Consider the following 15,144-nt stretch of genomic DNA (forward strand, 5'->3'; position numbering starts at 1 on the left):
CAGCACGATTGCTGTTCAGTTGGCGCAACCCCGCCGCTTTCACATACAATCATGATTACAACTTACTAAGCAGGACAGGATACTAAATGATATTCGTAACTGGTGGTGCCGGTTTTATCGGCTCGAACTTCGTACTGGACTGGTTGAAGCAGTCAGATGAAGCCGTCCTCAATTTCGACAAGTTGACCTATGCAGGCAACCTGAAAAACCTCGCTTTCCTGCAGGGAGACGCGCGCCACATCTTCGTGCGCGGCGATATCTGCGACAAGGAACAAGTGTTGTCCCTGTTCAGGCAGCACAAGCCGCGCGCGGTGGTGCACTTCGCGGCGGAGAGCCACGTGGACCGTTCCATCCTCGGTCCGGGTGAGTTCATCAACACCAATATCAACGGCACTTTCAGCCTGCTGGAAGCGGCGCGCGCCTACTGGAGCGAGCTGCCGGAAGCCGAGAAAGCGGCATTCCGCTTCCTGCACGTGTCCACCGATGAAGTATATGGCACGCTGGGGCCGGAAGATCCTCCTTTCAGCGAAACCACCGCCTTTGCGCCGAACAGCCCGTATTCCGCATCCAAGGCAGCCTCCGACCATCTGGTGCGTTCCTACCACCACACCTACGGCTTGCCGACGCTGACCACCAACTGCTCCAACAACTACGGCCCGTATCATTTCCCGGAAAAGCTGATTCCGCTGATGATCGCCAATGCGCAGGCGGGCAAGCCGCTGCCGATTTACGGCGATGGCCAGCAGATCCGCGACTGGCTCTACGTAAGCGATCACTGCGCCGCAATCCGCCGCGTGCTGCAGGATGGTCGCCTGGGCGAGACTTACAACGTGGGCGGCTGGAACGAGATGGCCAATCTGGATGTGGTGCACACTCTGTGCGACATGCTCGACAAGCTGAAGCCGAAAGCCGATGGCGGCAGCTACCGCACGCAAATCACGTATGTGAAAGACCGTCCGGGCCACGACCGCCGCTACGCCATCGATGCGCGCAAGCTGGAACGTGAACTGGGCTGGAAACCTGCCGAGACTTTCGAGACCGGCATCCGCAAGACCGTACAGTGGTATCTGGATAACCCGCAGTGGGTGGCGGACGTGCAGTCCGGCGCTTACGCCAATTGGGTTGAAGCCAACTACAACAACCGGGAGCAGTAATGAATCCAGTCACCGACCGTAAAGGCATCATCCTGGCGGGCGGCTCCGGCACCCGCCTGTACCCGATCACCAAGGCCGTGTCGAAGCAGCTGCTGCCGATCTACGACAAGCCGATGATTTACCATCCGCTGACCGTGCTGATGCTGGCCGGGATGCGCGATATCCTGATCATCTCGACCCCGCAGGACACGCCGCGCTTCCAGGAGCTGCTGGGCGACGGCAGCCAGTGGGGCCTGAATCTGAGCTACGCCGTGCAGCCTTCGCCGGACGGTCTGGCGCAAGCCTTCATCATCGGCAAGGAATTTGTCGGCAATCACCCGTCCTCGCTGATCCTGGGTGACAACATCTTCTACGGTAACGACCTGGATGCCTTGCTGCGCAGCGCGGCCGAGCGCGACGACTGCGCTACCGTGTTTGCCTACCACGTCACCGATCCGGAGCGCTATGGCGTGGTGGAGTTCGACGCCAACCGTCACGCGATGAGCATCGAGGAAAAGCCGAAAGTCCCGAAATCGAATTACGCGGTGACCGGCCTGTATTTCTATGACAACCAGGTGTGCGATATCGCGGCCAGCATCAAGCCATCCGCGCGCGGCGAACTGGAAATCACCGACGTCAACAAGGCTTATCTGGAAGCGAAGCAGCTGAAGGTGGAGCTGATGGGCCGCGGCATGGCCTGGCTGGATACCGGCACCCACGAATCGCTGCTGGACGCATCCCAGTTCATCGCCACCATCGAACGCCGCCAGGGGCTGAAGGTCGCCTGCCCGGAGGAGATCGCCTACCGCAAAGGTTATATCGATGCCGGCCAGCTGGCACGCCTGGCCGAGCCGCTGAAGAAGAACGGCTACGGCCAGTACCTGCTGCAAATTCTTCAAGATAAGGTCATCCCGCGATGAAAGTCATCCCCACCGACATCGAGGGTCTGCTGGTCATCGAGCCGCAAGTGTTCGGCGACGACCGCGGCTTCTTCTACGAGAGCTTCAACGGCCGCCGCTTCGCCGAGATGACGGGCGTGACCGCCCAGTTCGTGCAGGATAACCATTCGCGCTCCGCAAAGAACGTGCTGCGCGGCCTGCATTACCAGATCGAACAGGCGCAGGGCAAGCTGGTGCGCGTGACCACGGGCTCCGTGTTCGACGTGGCGGTGGACTTGCGCAAAGCATCGCCGACTTTCGGCAAGTGGTTCGGCCTGGAGCTGTCGGCCGAAAACAAGCGGCAGCTGTGGATTCCGCCCGGTTTCGCGCACGGCTTTGTGGTGACCAGCGAGTTTGCCGAATTCCTGTACAAGACCACCGACTACTACGCGCCGCAGTTCGAGCGCTCCATCCTCTGGAACGACCCGGCGATCGGCATCGAATGGCCGCTGCAAGGCGAGCCTCTGCTGTCCGGCAAGGACCAGAAGGGCGTGTTGCTGGCCGATGCGGAAGTGTTTGCATGAAGATCCTGCTGACAGGCAGTACCGGCCAGGTCGGCTACGAACTGGAGCGCAGCCTGCAAGCGCTGGGTGAAGTCGTGGCCGTCGATCGCGGCCGCATGGACCTGGCCAATCTGGACCAGGTGCGCGATGTGATCCGCGAAGTGAAGCCGCAGCTGATCGTCAATCCGGCCGCTTACACCGCGGTGGACAAGGCTGAAAGCGAAGCCGGACTGGCCTACCGCATCAACGCCGAAGCGCCGGGCGTGATGGCGGAGGAGGCGAAAAAACTGGGCGCGGCACTGGTCCATTATTCGACCGATTACGTATTCCCCGGCACCGAGCCGGGCGCGCGCGTGGAGACGGACGCCACCGGACCGGCCAATGCCTACGGCGCCAGCAAGCTGGCGGGCGAGCAGGCAATTGCCGCCAGCGGCGTGTCGCACCTGATTTTCCGCACCAGCTGGGTGTACGGCATGCGTGGCAAGAACTTCCTGCTGACCATGCTGCGCCTGGCCAAAGAGCGCGACGAACTGCGCATTGTCAACGACCAGCACGGCGCGCCGACCTGGAGCCGCACCATTGCCGATACCACCGCCGTGGTGCTGGCGCAGGCGCGCGGCGAGTCCTGGTGGGCCGAGAACAGCGGTGTCTATCATTTGAGCAGCCAGGGCGAAACGACCTGGTTCCACTTCACTCAGGCCATCCTGAATCAGGCGGAACTGGACTGCCGCCTGGTGCCTATCACCACGGCGGAATACCCGCTGCCGGCCAAGCGGCCGGAGTTTTCAGTACTGTCATCGCAAAAGCTGATGGACCGATTCTGCCATCTGCCGACCTGGCAGGAAGCCCTGCGCCTCTGCATGAAGTAAGTAAAATCGGGTTCGGAGTTTGTATCTATTGGTAAGCAAACTCCGGCCCGGTCATGCCCGTTTGTTAGAATCATTCACCCCAACAACACCCTTCCTATCAATTTCTCTGTTTCCCTTCATTAATCCGGTACAATCGCCGGTTAGCGTGCTGATAACAATCATTGTTGCACTGCGAAACGACAAAAAAAGCGGACAATAAGCGCCACCGACCACTCAGATGTTTTCTTTCCTCGTAAGCTTTATCGCTTCCGCCCTGTTGACCCTGCTGGTCATCAAGGAGGCGAGGCTGCACGGCCCCGCGCTCGATTCCGATTTCCATGGTGTGCAAAAAGTGCACGCCCACCTGGTAGCCCGTATTGGCGGGTTGTCGATTTTCCTCTCCGTGGCGCTGTCCGCCTGCATTTCGGTGTGGCGCGTGCCGGCCATGACGAGCTGGATGCTGTCCCTGATGGCCTGTTCCCTGTGCGCTTTTACCGGCGGCATCGTGGAAGACTACACGGGCAAAGTCAGTGCGTTGCGGCGCCTGCTGCTCACCATGTGCGCGGCCATGCTGGGCTACTTCCTGCTGGACGCCCGCATCGACCGCATCGACTGGGTGACGACAGCGCCGTTTGCCTTGCCCTGGTTGTGGTTCACCTTGCCGCTGACGGTGCTGGCGGTGGCCGGTATCGCCAATGCCATCAATATCATCGACGGTTTTAATGGCCTGGCCAGCGTGGTCACTATTTGCATGCTGCTGTCGCTGGGTTATGTGGCTTTGCAGGTAAACGATATGTTCGTTCTGGTGGCGGCCCTGATGGTGGCGGGTGCGACGGCTGGTTTCCTGATCTGGAATTATCCGGTCGGCCTTATTTTCCTCGGCGATGGCGGTGCATATTTTATTGGTTTTATGCTTGGCGAATTGGCATTGCTTCTCGTAATGCGAAATCCACAGGTTTCTACTTGGTATGCAGCGTTGCTATTAATCTATCCTGCATTTGAAACCCTGTTCTCGGTTTATCGGCGCATGTTTATTCGCGGGAAATCGCCTGCTATGCCGGATGGTATTCACTTGCACAGCCTGATTTTCCGCCGTATCGTGCAGTGGGCGGTGGGCCGCAAGGATGCGCGCGCCCTGATGCGCCGCAATTCCCTGACTTCGCCCTATCTGTGGATGTTCTCGCTGATGGCTGTTATTCCTGCCACGGTATTCTGGCGCCATACCTGGGTACTGATGCTGTTCTGCCTGCTATTTATCATCAGTTATGTCTGGCTTTATGTGCGCATTGTGCGATTTAAAGCGCCGCGCTGGATGATTCGCCATAAGAAAGGCTAATCGCTGGAATTTAGTGTATATTGCGTTCGGAAACACTCTCATTTATTTATCTCTAAAGGAATGAAGATGGATCTGTCGAATATGTCGTCCAGCGAATTGCGCAATCTGCAGGATCAGATCAAGCGCGAATTGAAAAACCGCGAAGGCGCAGATAAGCAGAAAGCACGAGAGCAGATTTTTGCGATTGCCCAGGCTGTGGGTGTGCCTCTGAAAGATTTGCTGGGCACGTTGCCAAAATCGGGCAAGAGCGGCGGCAAAGTCGAAGCCCGCTACCGTAATCCGGCCGATGCCACCCAGAAATGGACCGGCCGTGGCCGTCAGCCGAAATGGGTCAAAGACTGGGTCGACGCCGGCAAATCGATCGACGACCTGCGCATCTGAAGTAAATCCTCTCCCGACGGCAGGGCTTGCCTGCCGTCTGCATCGCACTTACCATACCGTTTGTCCTGCCGGGCTCCCGGCCTCACTTCTTCTGTCACATCCTATGGTTTCCCTCTCCAAATCGATCTTCAAAGCTTACGATATCCGCGGCATCATCGGTAAAACCCTGGACACCGGCGTTGCCCGTTCCATCGGCCACGCATTTGGCCTGGCTGCCGTCGGCAAGGGAGAGAAAGCGGTCGTGATTGGCCGCGATGGCCGCCTGTCCGGCCCGGATCTGGCCAAAGCGCTGGCCGAAGGCCTGCAAGCGGCGGGCGTGGACGTGATCGACCTGGGCGTGGTGGCCACGCCAATGGTCTACTTCGGCACCAATATCCTGGAAACCAGATCCGGCATCATGGTGACCGGCAGCCACAACCCGCCGGACTACAACGGCTTCAAGATGGTGCTGGCGGGCGAAGCGATTCACGGCGAAGCCATCACCGGCCTGTATGAAGCAATTGCTGCGGGCCTGACCCCTGGCATCAAGGCCGGCGGCTACCGCACCCACGATATCCGCGCCGCTTACCTGGAGCGCATCATCAGCGACGTGAAGATTTCGCGTCCGATCAAGATTGCGGTGGACTGCGGCAACGGCGTGGCCGGCGCGTTCGCTGGCGACCTGTATCGCGGCATGGGCTGCGAAGTGATTGAGCTGTTCTGCGAGGTAGATGGCAATTTCCCGAACCACCATCCTGATCCGGCTCATCCGGAAAACCTGCAGGACCTGATCCGCTGCCTGCAAGAGACCGACGCTGAAATCGGCCTGGCCTTCGACGGCGACGGCGACCGCCTCGGCATCGTGACCAAGGATGGCCAGATCATCTTCCCTGACCGCCAGATGATGCTGTTCGCGGAAGAAGTCCTGTCGCGCAATCAGGGCGCACAGATTCTGTACGACGTGAAGTGCACCCGCCATCTGGCCCCTTACATCGAGAAGGCCGGCGGCAAGCCGCTGATGTACAAGACCGGCCACTCGCTGGTGAAGGCCAAGCTGAAGGAAACCGGCGCACCGCTGGGCGGCGAAATGAGCGGCCATATCTTCTTCAAGGACCGCTGGTACGGCTTCGACGACGGCCTGTACGCCGGCGCGCGCATGCTGGAGATCCTGACCAAACACGCCGATCCGTCGGCTCTGCTGAACGCGCTGCCGAAGTCCGACAGCACGCCGGAACTGCACTTGCACCTGAAGGAAGGCGAGAACTTCGCGCTGATGGACAAGCTGCGCAGCGACGCCACGTTCCCCGGCAATGAACGCATCATCGATATCGATGGCCTGCGCGTGGAATATGCGGACGGTTTCGGTCTGGCGCGCTCTTCGAACACCACGCCGGTGATCGTGATGCGCTTCGAAGCGGAATCGCCGGAAGCGCTGGCGCGCATTCAGGGCCAGTTCCGCGATGTGATCCTGGCCGCCAAGCCGGACGCCGAGCTGCCGTTCTGAATGAACATCCTGCTTGTCCGCGTCTCCTCGATGGGAGACGTGCTGCATAACTTGCCCATCGTGGCCGATATCAAGCGCCATTTCCCGGATGCGAATATCGACTGGGTGGTGGAGGAGGGCTATGTCAGCCTGCTCCGCCTCAACCCGATGATCCGCAACATCCTGCCCTGGGGCCTGCGCCGCTGGCGCAAGAACCTGGGCGACAAAGCCATTCGCGCCGAGCTGACAGGCTTCTTCCGCAAGCTGCGCGAAACGAAGTACGACTATGTGTTCGACACGCAGGGCCTGATCAAGACCGGCATCATCATGGGCGCCGCCCGCGCCCATCACAAGATCGGCCTGGCCAACGGCACCGAGGATTCGGGCTACGAAGGCATTTCGCGCATCTTCCACAGCAAGTCCATACGCGTAGAGCCGCGCACGCACGCCGTCACGCGCGGCCGCCTGGTGGTGGCCGAAGCAATGGGCTACAAGATCGACACACCGGCCGATTTCGGCCTGCCTGAAATACCGGCGAGCGCCGCACGTCCCGAGTGGATGGGCGAAGCGCCTTATGCCGTCTATTTCCATGGCACGGCACGCGACGCCAAGAAGTGGGCGCCTGCCAACTGGATCGAACTGGGCAAGCAGCTGGCGCCCATGCCTATCCTGCTGCCATGGGGCTCGCCAAAAGAGAAAGCCGAAGCCGAAGCGCTGGCGGCGCAGCTGCCGAATGCGCGCGTGCTGCCCAAGCTGTCGATGGCCGACGCCGTCGTGCTGGCGCGCCGCGCCGCACTGGCAGTGGGCGTGGATACGGGCCTGACGCATATTGCGGCGGCATTCTCGCGGCCTGTGGTGGAAATTTACGCTGACTCTCCGCGCTGGAAGACCGAGGGCAACTGGTCGCCGCGCATCATCAATCTCGGCGACAAAGGTTCGCCGCCCGGCGTGGCCGAAGTGACGGCCGCCGCCAAAAGCCTGCTCTGATCATGCGCCATTTTTATACCCTGATGTGGTGGCTCGGTTTGCCGCTCGTGCTGGGCCGCCTGTGGTGGCGCGGCCGCAAGGAGCCGGGCTATCGCCAGCACTGGGGCGAACGTCTCGGCATGTATGGCGCACGCGCCGCTAACGACGGCCCGGCGACGATCTGGGTGCATGCGGTGTCGGTTGGCGAAACGCGCGCTGCTGAGCCGCTGGTGGATGCGCTGCTGAAGCGCTATCCGCAGTCGCGCATCGTGCTGACCTGCATGACGCCGACGGGGCGCGCCACCGGCAAGACCGTATTTGCCAAGCACGGCGCGCGCGTGGTGCAGTCCTATCTACCTTACGACATGCCAGGCCTGGTGCGCCGCTTCATCGATCATTTCCAGCCGCGCGTCTGCATCCTGATGGAGACGGAAGTGTGGCCGAACCTGATCGCGCAATGCAATCGCCAGAACGTGCCGGTGGCGCTGGCCAATGCGCGCCTGAGCGAACGCTCGCTGCGCCGCGGCCTGCGCCTCGGTAAGCTGATGCGCGATGCGGCGCAAGGCGTTTCCGTTGTCGCGGCGCAGACTGAGGCCGACGCGGAGCGCGTGCGTGTGCTGGGCGTAAGCAATGTCGGCGTCACCGGCAGCATCAAGTTCGACGTCGTGGTGCCGCAAGCTGCCCTGGATATCGGCGCGCAGCTGCGCAAGCAGTTTGGGCCTCGTCCCGTGTTCCTGTGCGCCAGCACGCGCGAGGGCGAGGAGGGCATGATCCTGGAGGCCTTCCAGCAAGCGCGCGCGTCGCTGCCAGCCGATGTGCTGCTGCTGATCGTGCCGCGCCATCCGCAGCGCTTCAGCGAAGTGGAAGCGATGGTCGCGGAGCGCGGATTGTCCGTGCTACGCCGCTCTTCGCTGACCACGCCGGATGCCAGCGTGCCGCCGGAAACGGCCGTGGTGCTGGGCGACTCGATGGGCGAGATGTTCGCCTATTACACTGCCTGCGATATCGCCTTCATTGGCGGCAGCCTGCAGCCACTGGGTGGCCAGAACCTGATCGAACCGGCCGCGCTGGGCAAACCGATTCTGGTCGGCGAACACACCTTCAACTTCGCGCAAGCCACGGAGGACTGCCTGCACGAAGGAGGCGCCGTGCGCGTGCACAGCTCCGGTGCGCTGATCAAGGAAGCGGGCGGTCTGCTGGCCGACGACGCCGCGCGCGCGGCGATGGGCCAGCATGCGCTGGCATTCGCTAACCGCCACCGTGGCGCCACAGCGCGTACGCTGGACCTGCTGCCGCCAATTACATGAGCGGTCGCCTGGCTATACGAGTGGTCAGCGCAACCCGCTAAAGCTAGTTTAAAATCGGCAATGTTGCATATTTTCTATCTCAACGGAGAACAACATGCCGAACCGCCTTATCGCCAGCGCTTTGCTGGCAGCCGGCCTCGCGAGCGCGCTGCCCGCGCTGGCCGCCGACCCTTACCTGATCCGGGATGTCCGCGTCTTCGACGGCCAGAAGCTTCTGCCGAAGCGCAATGTGCTGATCGCGAGCGGCGTTATCGCCAGTCTTGAGCACCAGGGCCCTGTGCCGGAACACACGGTCGTGATCGATGGCCATGGCCTGACCCTGATGCCTGGCTTGATCGACTCGCACGTGCACGCTTACCAGAATTTCTCGATGCCGCTGCTGTTTGGCGTGACGTCGGAACTGGACATGTTCACCTCCGTGTCCGTCCTGCAGGACATGAACAGGCGCATGGAGCGCAACGAGAACAAGGACCGCCCGGACATCTTCTCGGCCGGCACGCTGGCCACGGCGCCGGGCGGCCACGGCACCGAATACGGTCTGCCGGTGCCCACGCTGACCAAGCCGGAAGAAGCCCAGCCCTGGGTGGATGCGCGCATCGCCGAAGGTTCTCACTTCATCAAGATCGTGATGGAGCCGGGCAGTGCCACACACGCGATTCCAACGCTGGACAAGCCTGTCGTGAAAGCGCTGATCGAAGCGGCCCACAAACGCGGCAAGCTGGCCGTGGTCCACATTTCCAATTTTGCCGATGCGCGTACGGCGCTGGAACTGGGGGCGGATGGCCTGGTGCACCTGTTCACCGGCGAAGCGATCGGCGATGCGGACCTGAAGTCCTTCGTCCAACTGGCCAGGCAGCGCAAAGCCTTCATCGTGCCGACCTTCAGCGTGATGGAAAGCATGGCGGGCCTGCAAGAAGAGGATGTGCTGTCAGACAAGGACATGGTGTCGCTGCTGAACAAGGAACAGATCGCGCCGCTGAAGGCCACTTATGGCCAAGCGGCCAAGCCGCAGATGCTGGTCGCACCCAATGCTGTTGTGGCAGCGCTGAAGAAGGCGGGCGTGCCGATTCTGGCCGGTACGGATGCCGGCAATACCGGCACCCAATATGGCGTCAGCCTGCACCACGAACTGCTGTCGCTGACCAAAGCCGGCCTGACGCCGTCTGAAGCGCTGACCGCTGCCACGGCGACGCCGGCCAGAGTCTTCAAGCTACCGATCCGCGGCCGGGTTGTGAAGGGCTATAAGGCCGACCTGCTGCTGGTGGACGGCGATCCAACGCATGACATCACGGCGACGCGCCGCATTGTCGAAGTGTGGAAGGATGGCGAGCCGCAGTCCGCCGTGCGCAAGGACCAGCAGGAGAAGGTCGCGCAGCAACTGGCCGCGCCGAAAGCGCAGCAGCTGGCGCTTCCCGCCGATGGCCGCATCAGCCTGTTCAGCAAGGACAAGCTGGCCAGTCCGTTTGGCGCCGGCTGGATGCCGTCCAACGACGCTTTCCTCGGCGGGAAATCCACCGTGCAGGTGGACTATCACGACGACGCCAACCGCGCGGTGCAGATCAAGGCCAATGTGCAGGCGGGCTTCGCTTTTCCATGGGCAGGCCTGGCCTTCATGCCGGGTGTGCAGCCGATGGAGGCGGCGGACCTGAGCGCTGCGCGCACCTTGCGTTTCCGCGTCAAGGGCGACGGCCAGAAATACCAGGTGATGATTCTGTCCAAGGGCGGCGCGATCCCGGCCAGCCAGACCTTTGCGGCGGGCAGCGATTGGCAGGAAGTGAGCCTGCCGCTGGATAGCTTCAAGGGCGTGGATACCAGCGCGATCACCATGATCGGCTTTAACGCCGGCCCTAAAACCGGCGAATACCAGTTCGAGCTGGCGGACGTGCGCCTGATGCCTTAATCGGCGGCGAACAGTGGTGGCAACTCCTGCGCGCGCCTGCGCAGGAGGTTTTTGGCTTCATCGTAGTGCGGATAAATGCGTCCCACATGATCCCAGAAGCGCGAGCTGTGGTTCATTTCCAGAATGTGCGCCAGTTCGTGCGCCACCACATAATCGATCAGGGGCAGCGAGAAGTGCATCAGCTTCCAGTTCAGGCGAATCACGCGCTGCACAGTGCATGAGCCCCAGCGCGTGTCGGCATTCGATAGCGAGAACGAGGCATACTGCACGCCGAGGCGCGCCGCATACATATCCAGGCGCTGCGCAAACAGTCCCTCCGCCTGCTGCTTGAACCAGTTCTTCACACGCTCCTTCAACAGGTGCTCGGTCGCACCCTGCACCAGTCCCATATTCAGTTCCATGGTCGCCGGATTGAATTCCGTGCGGTTGCGTGGCGCGTGATACAGGCGCAGCGTGACCTCGCCACCCAGATAGGGCAGCTTGGCGCCGTCATCCCACACCAGCGGTGGCTTCTCCAGACGCGCAGCGCGGCGCTGGCGGCGTTCATCGAGCTTGGTCAGAATCCAGTGCTGCTTGACGCGGATAGCGTTGTCGATATCGGCCAGCGAGCAGCGCTTGGGCGCAGTCACGCGCAGGCCATCGTCATCGACGGTAAAGCCGATCGAGCGGCGCGTGGAGCGGCGCAGTACGTATTCGAGGATGAATTCACCAACCAATAGTTGGCGTTTGTCTTGACCAGCGGTAGGTGGAGCGAGCGGAACATCGGGGCGGCGCAATTGCACCGGAGGACGCAGCAGATTGACTGTTGCGGGAGCGGGGATCGGAAAAGTCGGAATGGATGCCACTGAATTGTCGCAGGCGGCTGGCGCTTGTTGCGCGCCACCTGCAAACATTTCGAGCTGCCCCTCCGGCTTTTCCGCTGACTGCCTGGAACTTGCCTGATCGGCTAGCCAGCGTTGTAAGCGTGGGGCGAAATGACGCGCATTTCTGATTCGATCCACTGTTCCACCTGCTCCATCATGCCATCGGGCGTCTGACCCTCGGGCGAAATTGGTTTGCCTATCGAGACCGTGACCTTGCCCGGTTTCTTGATAAAGGAATTCTTTGGCCAGCATTCGCCGGAGTTCAATGCGATCGGCACCACCGGCGTTTCGGTTTCAATCGCCAGGCGCGTCCCGCCGCTCTTGTACTTGCCCTTCGCGCCGACCGGAATGCGAGTCCCTTCCGGGAACATGATAATCCATTGGCCGTCTTTCAGGCGTCGCTTACCATGCTGCACCACCATCTTAAACGCATTCTTGCCTTGTTTGCGGTCGATCGGAATCATGCGCAGCAACGCAATGCCCCAGCCGAAGAAAGGAATGTACAAAATTTCTTTCTTAAATACGAAGACCAGCGGACGTGGCATATACGCCAACAGGAAGATGGTTTCCCACGCCGACTGATGCTTCGACAGCAGGACGGCAGGACCATCCGGCAGATTTTCCCAGCCCTTGATCTCATACTCGATGCCGCAGACAACGCGCGCGGCCCAGATGATGAAGACGTTCCAGCGCGAGGTGACGTAATAGCGCTTAGGGTAAGGCAGTGGCGCCGCCAGGAAGCAGATACCGGACCAGATGACGGTCGCAACGACCATCATCAACATGAAAATCAAAGAACGCAGGAAGGCCAATCAGGATTCTCCGGTCAGGTGGCGGCGGGCGCCGTCTTCAGAATATGGGTAACGGTCGACGCAAGGTCAGGGAAGACCATTGTACCGGGCGGCAGGCCGCCGGTGGCGTGGGTCTTCTCGCCTTTGCCGGTCAACACCAGGTAAGGCACGCAGCCGCTGATGAAGCCGGCCTGCAGGTCGCGCAGGGAATCGCCCACGGTCGGCACGCCTTTCAGGCTCATGTCGAAACGCTTGGAAATTTCCGCGAACATGCCTGGCTTCGGCTTGCGGCAATCGCAGTTGTCCGCCGCGGCGTGCGGGCAGAAGAAGATGGCATCGATATCGGCGCCGACTTGCTGCGCCAGGCGATGCATCTTCTGGTGGATCGCGTTCAGGGTCGTGATGTCGAAGAACTGGCGCGCGATGCCGGACTGGTTGGATGCGATGACCACGCGATAACCCGCCTGATTCAGGCGGGCGATCGCTTCCAGCGAACCGGGGATGGGTATCCACTCCTCGGGGGACTTGATGAAGTCCGGCGAGTCGTAGTTGATCACGCCATCGCGGTCGAGGATGATCAGCTTTTCAGGCTGGTACTGTGGCATATCAGGCCGCCAGCTTGGAGATGTCGGCTACGCCGTTCATCATGCCGTGCAGCGACTGCAGCAGGGCCAGGCGGTTGTTACGCAGGGCCACATCTTCCGCCATCACCATCACGTCGTTGAAGAAGGCGTCGACTTCGTTCTTCAGCTGTGCCAGCGTCTTCAGCGTGGTGGTGAAATCGCCGCCTGCAAATGCGCGGTCCACTTCCGGCTTGACGCGGCCCATTGCTTCGAACAGCGCCTTTTCGGCGGCGTCCTGCAGCACGGCCGGATTAACGGCGCCTGCCTGCTTCAGGGCTTCCTCGTTCTTCTTCAGGATGTTGGTGATGCGCTTGTTGGCGCCGGCCAGCGATTCGGATTCCGGTAGGGCGGCAAAGGCTTGCACCGCTTCCAGGCGCTGCACGATATCGTCCAGGCGGTCCGGGTTCTGCGCAACAACGGCTTCGATCTCGTTCACGCTGAAGCCGCGCTCACGCAGGATGCCGCGCAGGCGGTCCATCATGAAGGCGGTGACGTCGGCAGTCGGGTCCTTGAAGTTCGGCACGGCCACGAATTGCTGGGCAGCGTCGGTCAGCAGGGCGGAGATCGACAGCGGCAGGCGCTTCTCGATCAGCATGCGCAGCACGCCCAAGGCATGGCGGCGCAGTGCGAACGGGTCCTTGTCGCCGGTCGGCTGCAGGCCGATGGCCCAGATGCCTACCAGAGTTTCCAGCTTGTCGGCCAGGGCCACGGCGGTGCCGGTAGCAGTGGACGGCAAGGTATCGCCGGCAAAGCGCGGCTGGTAGTGTTCGGACGCAGCCAGGGCCACTTCTTCATGCTCGCCATCGTGGCGCGCGTAGTAGGTGCCCATGATGCCTTGCAGCTCAGGGAACTCGCCCACCATGTCGGTCAGCAGGTCGGCCTTGGACAGGCGCGCTGCACGCTCGGCCAGCGCCTTGTCGCCACCGAGACGGCCGGCGATGGCAGCCGCCAGCGAGGTCACGCGCTCGGAGCGCTCGGCCTGGGTGCCCAGTTTATTGTGGTACACCACGTTCTTCAGCAGCGGCAGGCGCGATTCCAGGGACTTCTTCTTGTCCTGCTCGAAGAAGAACTTGGCGTCGGACAGGCGCGGACGCACCACGCGTTCGTTACCGCCGATGATGGCTTGCGGCGTGTCGGTCGCGATATTGGACACGATCAGGAAGCGCGAGCGCAGCTTGCCGCTGGTATCGGTCAGCGCGAAGTATTTCTGGTTGGTCTGCATGGTGAGGATCAGGCATTCCTGCGGCACGGACAGGAACTCTTCCTCGAAATGGCATTCGTACACCACCGGCCATTCGACCAGGGAGGACACTTCATCCAGCAGCGCTTCCGGCATCAGCACCTGGTCGGCGCCCGCTTTCTGCAACAGGGATGCGCGGATGGCTTCCTTGCGCGCTTCGAAGCCCGGCACCACGCGCGCCTGCTCCACCAGGGTGGCGGCGTAGGCTTCGGCGTTCGGCACGGTCACTTCGCGCTTGCCCGGTGCGGTCAGGAAGCGGTGGCCATCGGTCTTGTTCGATGCGGTCAGGCCCAGCAGGGTCAGAGGGATGACGGTGTCGCCGAGCAGGGCGATCAGCGCGTGGGCTGGGCGCACGAACTGCACGGTCTCGCCGTCAGGACGTTGGTAGCTCATGACCTTCGGGATCGGCAGCTTGGTCACGGTTTCTTCCAATGCTGCCTGGGCGCCCGCTTGCAGGGCGCTGCCGGCGGCGAGCTTGGTGTAGAAGAAGGATTCGGCCTTGCCGTCCTGTGCGCGTTCCATATCGGCCACGGTGACGTGCGACAGACCCATGGCGGCCAGCTTCTTGGTCAGCGGCGCGGATGGATTGCCTTCAGCGTCCAGCGCGATGGCGACTGGCAGGATCTTTTCGCGGACTTGCTTGTCCGGCGAGGTGCCGCGCACCTTGGTGATGGAGACGGCCAGGCGGCGCGGCGTGGCGAAGATGGTAGCTTCGCTGTCGTCTTCCAGGAAGTCGCGCGCTTTCAGGCCGTTGAAGATGCCCGAAGCAAAAGCGGCGCCCAGTTTGGACAGGGCTTTCGGCGGTAGTTCTTCGGTCAGCAGTTCGATGAGCAGGGTCTGATTCATGTTCGGT

At 61.6% G+C, this 15,144-nt stretch carries 14 protein-coding genes; 10 read left to right on the forward strand and 4 right to left on the reverse strand.

Going from position 1 to position 15,144, the window contains the following annotated elements:
* Positions 1–86 precede the first annotated feature (86 nt).
* The 10 genes from rfbB to AB4Z19_RS19900 all read left to right on the forward strand — a co-directional run bounded on the left by rfbB (position 87) and on the right by AB4Z19_RS19900 (position 10,774).
* Positions 87–1,154: a dTDP-glucose 4,6-dehydratase gene (rfbB, locus tag AB4Z19_RS19855; RefSeq protein ID WP_442024579.1), complete on the forward strand. Its 1,068-nt coding sequence runs from the start codon at positions 87–89 to the stop codon at positions 1,152–1,154.
* A complete protein-coding gene (gene rfbA, locus AB4Z19_RS19860; protein WP_442024577.1) occupies positions 1,154–2,053 on the forward strand; it encodes a glucose-1-phosphate thymidylyltransferase RfbA in 900 nt (299 codons plus the stop codon). Before rfbB ends, rfbA begins: the two co-directional genes overlap by 1 nt.
* Positions 2,050–2,595, forward strand: coding sequence for a dTDP-4-dehydrorhamnose 3,5-epimerase (rfbC, locus tag AB4Z19_RS19865; protein WP_442024575.1), 546 nt, complete (start codon positions 2,050–2,052; stop codon positions 2,593–2,595). The genes rfbA and rfbC overlap by 4 nt, the downstream gene beginning before the upstream one ends.
* Positions 2,592–3,443 (forward strand): dTDP-4-dehydrorhamnose reductase, encoded by an 852-nt coding sequence (gene rfbD / locus AB4Z19_RS19870; protein ID WP_442024573.1) that lies wholly within the window; start codon positions 2,592–2,594, stop codon positions 3,441–3,443. The genes rfbC and rfbD overlap by 4 nt, the downstream gene beginning before the upstream one ends.
* Before the next feature lie 217 nt (positions 3,444–3,660).
* Positions 3,661–4,758 carry a glycosyltransferase family 4 protein gene (locus tag AB4Z19_RS19875; protein WP_442035843.1) on the forward strand — a complete coding sequence of 366 codons (1,098 nt, stop codon included), beginning with the start codon at positions 3,661–3,663 and terminating at the stop codon, positions 4,756–4,758.
* A 66-nt stretch (positions 4,759–4,824) separates the two neighbouring features.
* Positions 4,825–5,139, forward strand: coding sequence for an H-NS histone family protein (locus AB4Z19_RS19880; protein ID WP_442024130.1), 315 nt, complete (start codon positions 4,825–4,827; stop codon positions 5,137–5,139).
* A 103-nt stretch (positions 5,140–5,242) separates the two neighbouring features.
* Positions 5,243–6,622 (forward strand): phosphomannomutase/phosphoglucomutase, encoded by a 1,380-nt coding sequence (locus AB4Z19_RS19885; RefSeq protein WP_442024132.1) that lies wholly within the window; start codon positions 5,243–5,245, stop codon positions 6,620–6,622.
* Positions 6,623–7,588 carry a lipopolysaccharide heptosyltransferase I gene (gene waaC / locus AB4Z19_RS19890; RefSeq protein ID WP_442024134.1) on the forward strand — a complete coding sequence of 322 codons (966 nt, stop codon included), beginning with the start codon at positions 6,623–6,625 and terminating at the stop codon, positions 7,586–7,588.
* Positions 7,589–7,590: 2 nt separating this feature from the next.
* Entirely contained in the window at positions 7,591–8,874 is a 1,284-nt protein-coding gene (gene waaA, locus AB4Z19_RS19895; protein WP_442024136.1) for a lipid IV(A) 3-deoxy-D-manno-octulosonic acid transferase, read from the forward strand.
* A gap of 94 nt (positions 8,875–8,968) precedes the next feature.
* Positions 8,969–10,774, forward strand: a complete 1,806-nt coding sequence (locus AB4Z19_RS19900; RefSeq protein WP_442035844.1) for a CIA30 family protein — start codon at positions 8,969–8,971, stop codon at positions 10,772–10,774.
* Here the strand turns inward: AB4Z19_RS19900 and AB4Z19_RS19905 are convergent.
* From AB4Z19_RS19905 to glyS, 4 genes are read right to left on the reverse strand one after another with little or no spacing between them, the layout of a single operon-like run.
* Positions 10,771–11,667, reverse strand: a complete 897-nt coding sequence (locus AB4Z19_RS19905; protein WP_442035845.1) for a M48 family metallopeptidase — start codon at positions 11,665–11,667, stop codon at positions 10,771–10,773. The genes AB4Z19_RS19900 and AB4Z19_RS19905 overlap by 4 nt on opposite strands.
* 53 nt (positions 11,668–11,720) lie before the next feature.
* Positions 11,721–12,422, reverse strand: coding sequence for a lysophospholipid acyltransferase family protein (locus AB4Z19_RS19910; RefSeq protein ID WP_442024142.1), 702 nt, complete (start codon positions 12,420–12,422; stop codon positions 11,721–11,723).
* A 41-nt stretch (positions 12,423–12,463) separates the two neighbouring features.
* Entirely contained in the window at positions 12,464–13,033 is a 570-nt protein-coding gene (gene gmhB / locus AB4Z19_RS19915) for a D-glycero-beta-D-manno-heptose 1,7-bisphosphate 7-phosphatase (protein WP_442024144.1), read from the reverse strand.
* Position 13,034: 1 nt separating this feature from the next.
* Entirely contained in the window at positions 13,035–15,137 is a 2,103-nt protein-coding gene (glyS, locus tag AB4Z19_RS19920; protein ID WP_442024146.1) for a glycine--tRNA ligase subunit beta, read from the reverse strand.
* Positions 15,138–15,144: the final 7 nt, after the last annotated feature.

The sequence above is a fragment of the Pseudoduganella sp. RAF19 genome (assembly GCF_052114165.1).
In the GTDB taxonomy this organism is placed as follows: domain Bacteria; phylum Pseudomonadota; class Gammaproteobacteria; order Burkholderiales; family Burkholderiaceae_D; genus Rugamonas.

Coding starts and splice junctions, on each gene's coding strand:
- waaC (WP_442024134.1), top strand. CDS start 6,623: ATGAACATCCTGCTTGTCCGCGTCTCCTCGATGGGAGACGTGCTGCAT.
- AB4Z19_RS19885 (WP_442024132.1), top strand. CDS start 5,243: ATGGTTTCCCTCTCCAAATCGATCTTCAAAGCTTACGATATCCGCGGC.
- waaA (WP_442024136.1), top strand. CDS start 7,591: ATGCGCCATTTTTATACCCTGATGTGGTGGCTCGGTTTGCCGCTCGTG.
- rfbC (WP_442024575.1), top strand. CDS start 2,050: ATGAAAGTCATCCCCACCGACATCGAGGGTCTGCTGGTCATCGAGCCG.
- AB4Z19_RS19880 (WP_442024130.1), top strand. CDS start 4,825: ATGGATCTGTCGAATATGTCGTCCAGCGAATTGCGCAATCTGCAGGAT.
- glyS (WP_442024146.1), bottom strand. CDS start 15,137: ATGAATCAGACCCTGCTCATCGAACTGCTGACCGAAGAACTACCGCCG.
- rfbD (WP_442024573.1), top strand. CDS start 2,592: ATGAAGATCCTGCTGACAGGCAGTACCGGCCAGGTCGGCTACGAACTG.
- rfbB (WP_442024579.1), top strand. CDS start 87: ATGATATTCGTAACTGGTGGTGCCGGTTTTATCGGCTCGAACTTCGTA.
- AB4Z19_RS19905 (WP_442035845.1), bottom strand. CDS start 11,667: ATGTTTGCAGGTGGCGCGCAACAAGCGCCAGCCGCCTGCGACAATTCA.
- gmhB (WP_442024144.1), bottom strand. CDS start 13,033: ATGCCACAGTACCAGCCTGAAAAGCTGATCATCCTCGACCGCGATGGC.
- AB4Z19_RS19875 (WP_442035843.1), top strand. CDS start 3,661: ATGTTTTCTTTCCTCGTAAGCTTTATCGCTTCCGCCCTGTTGACCCTG.
- AB4Z19_RS19900 (WP_442035844.1), top strand. CDS start 8,969: ATGCCGAACCGCCTTATCGCCAGCGCTTTGCTGGCAGCCGGCCTCGCG.
- rfbA (WP_442024577.1), top strand. CDS start 1,154: ATGAATCCAGTCACCGACCGTAAAGGCATCATCCTGGCGGGCGGCTCC.
- AB4Z19_RS19910 (WP_442024142.1), bottom strand. CDS start 12,422: ATGTTGATGATGGTCGTTGCGACCGTCATCTGGTCCGGTATCTGCTTC.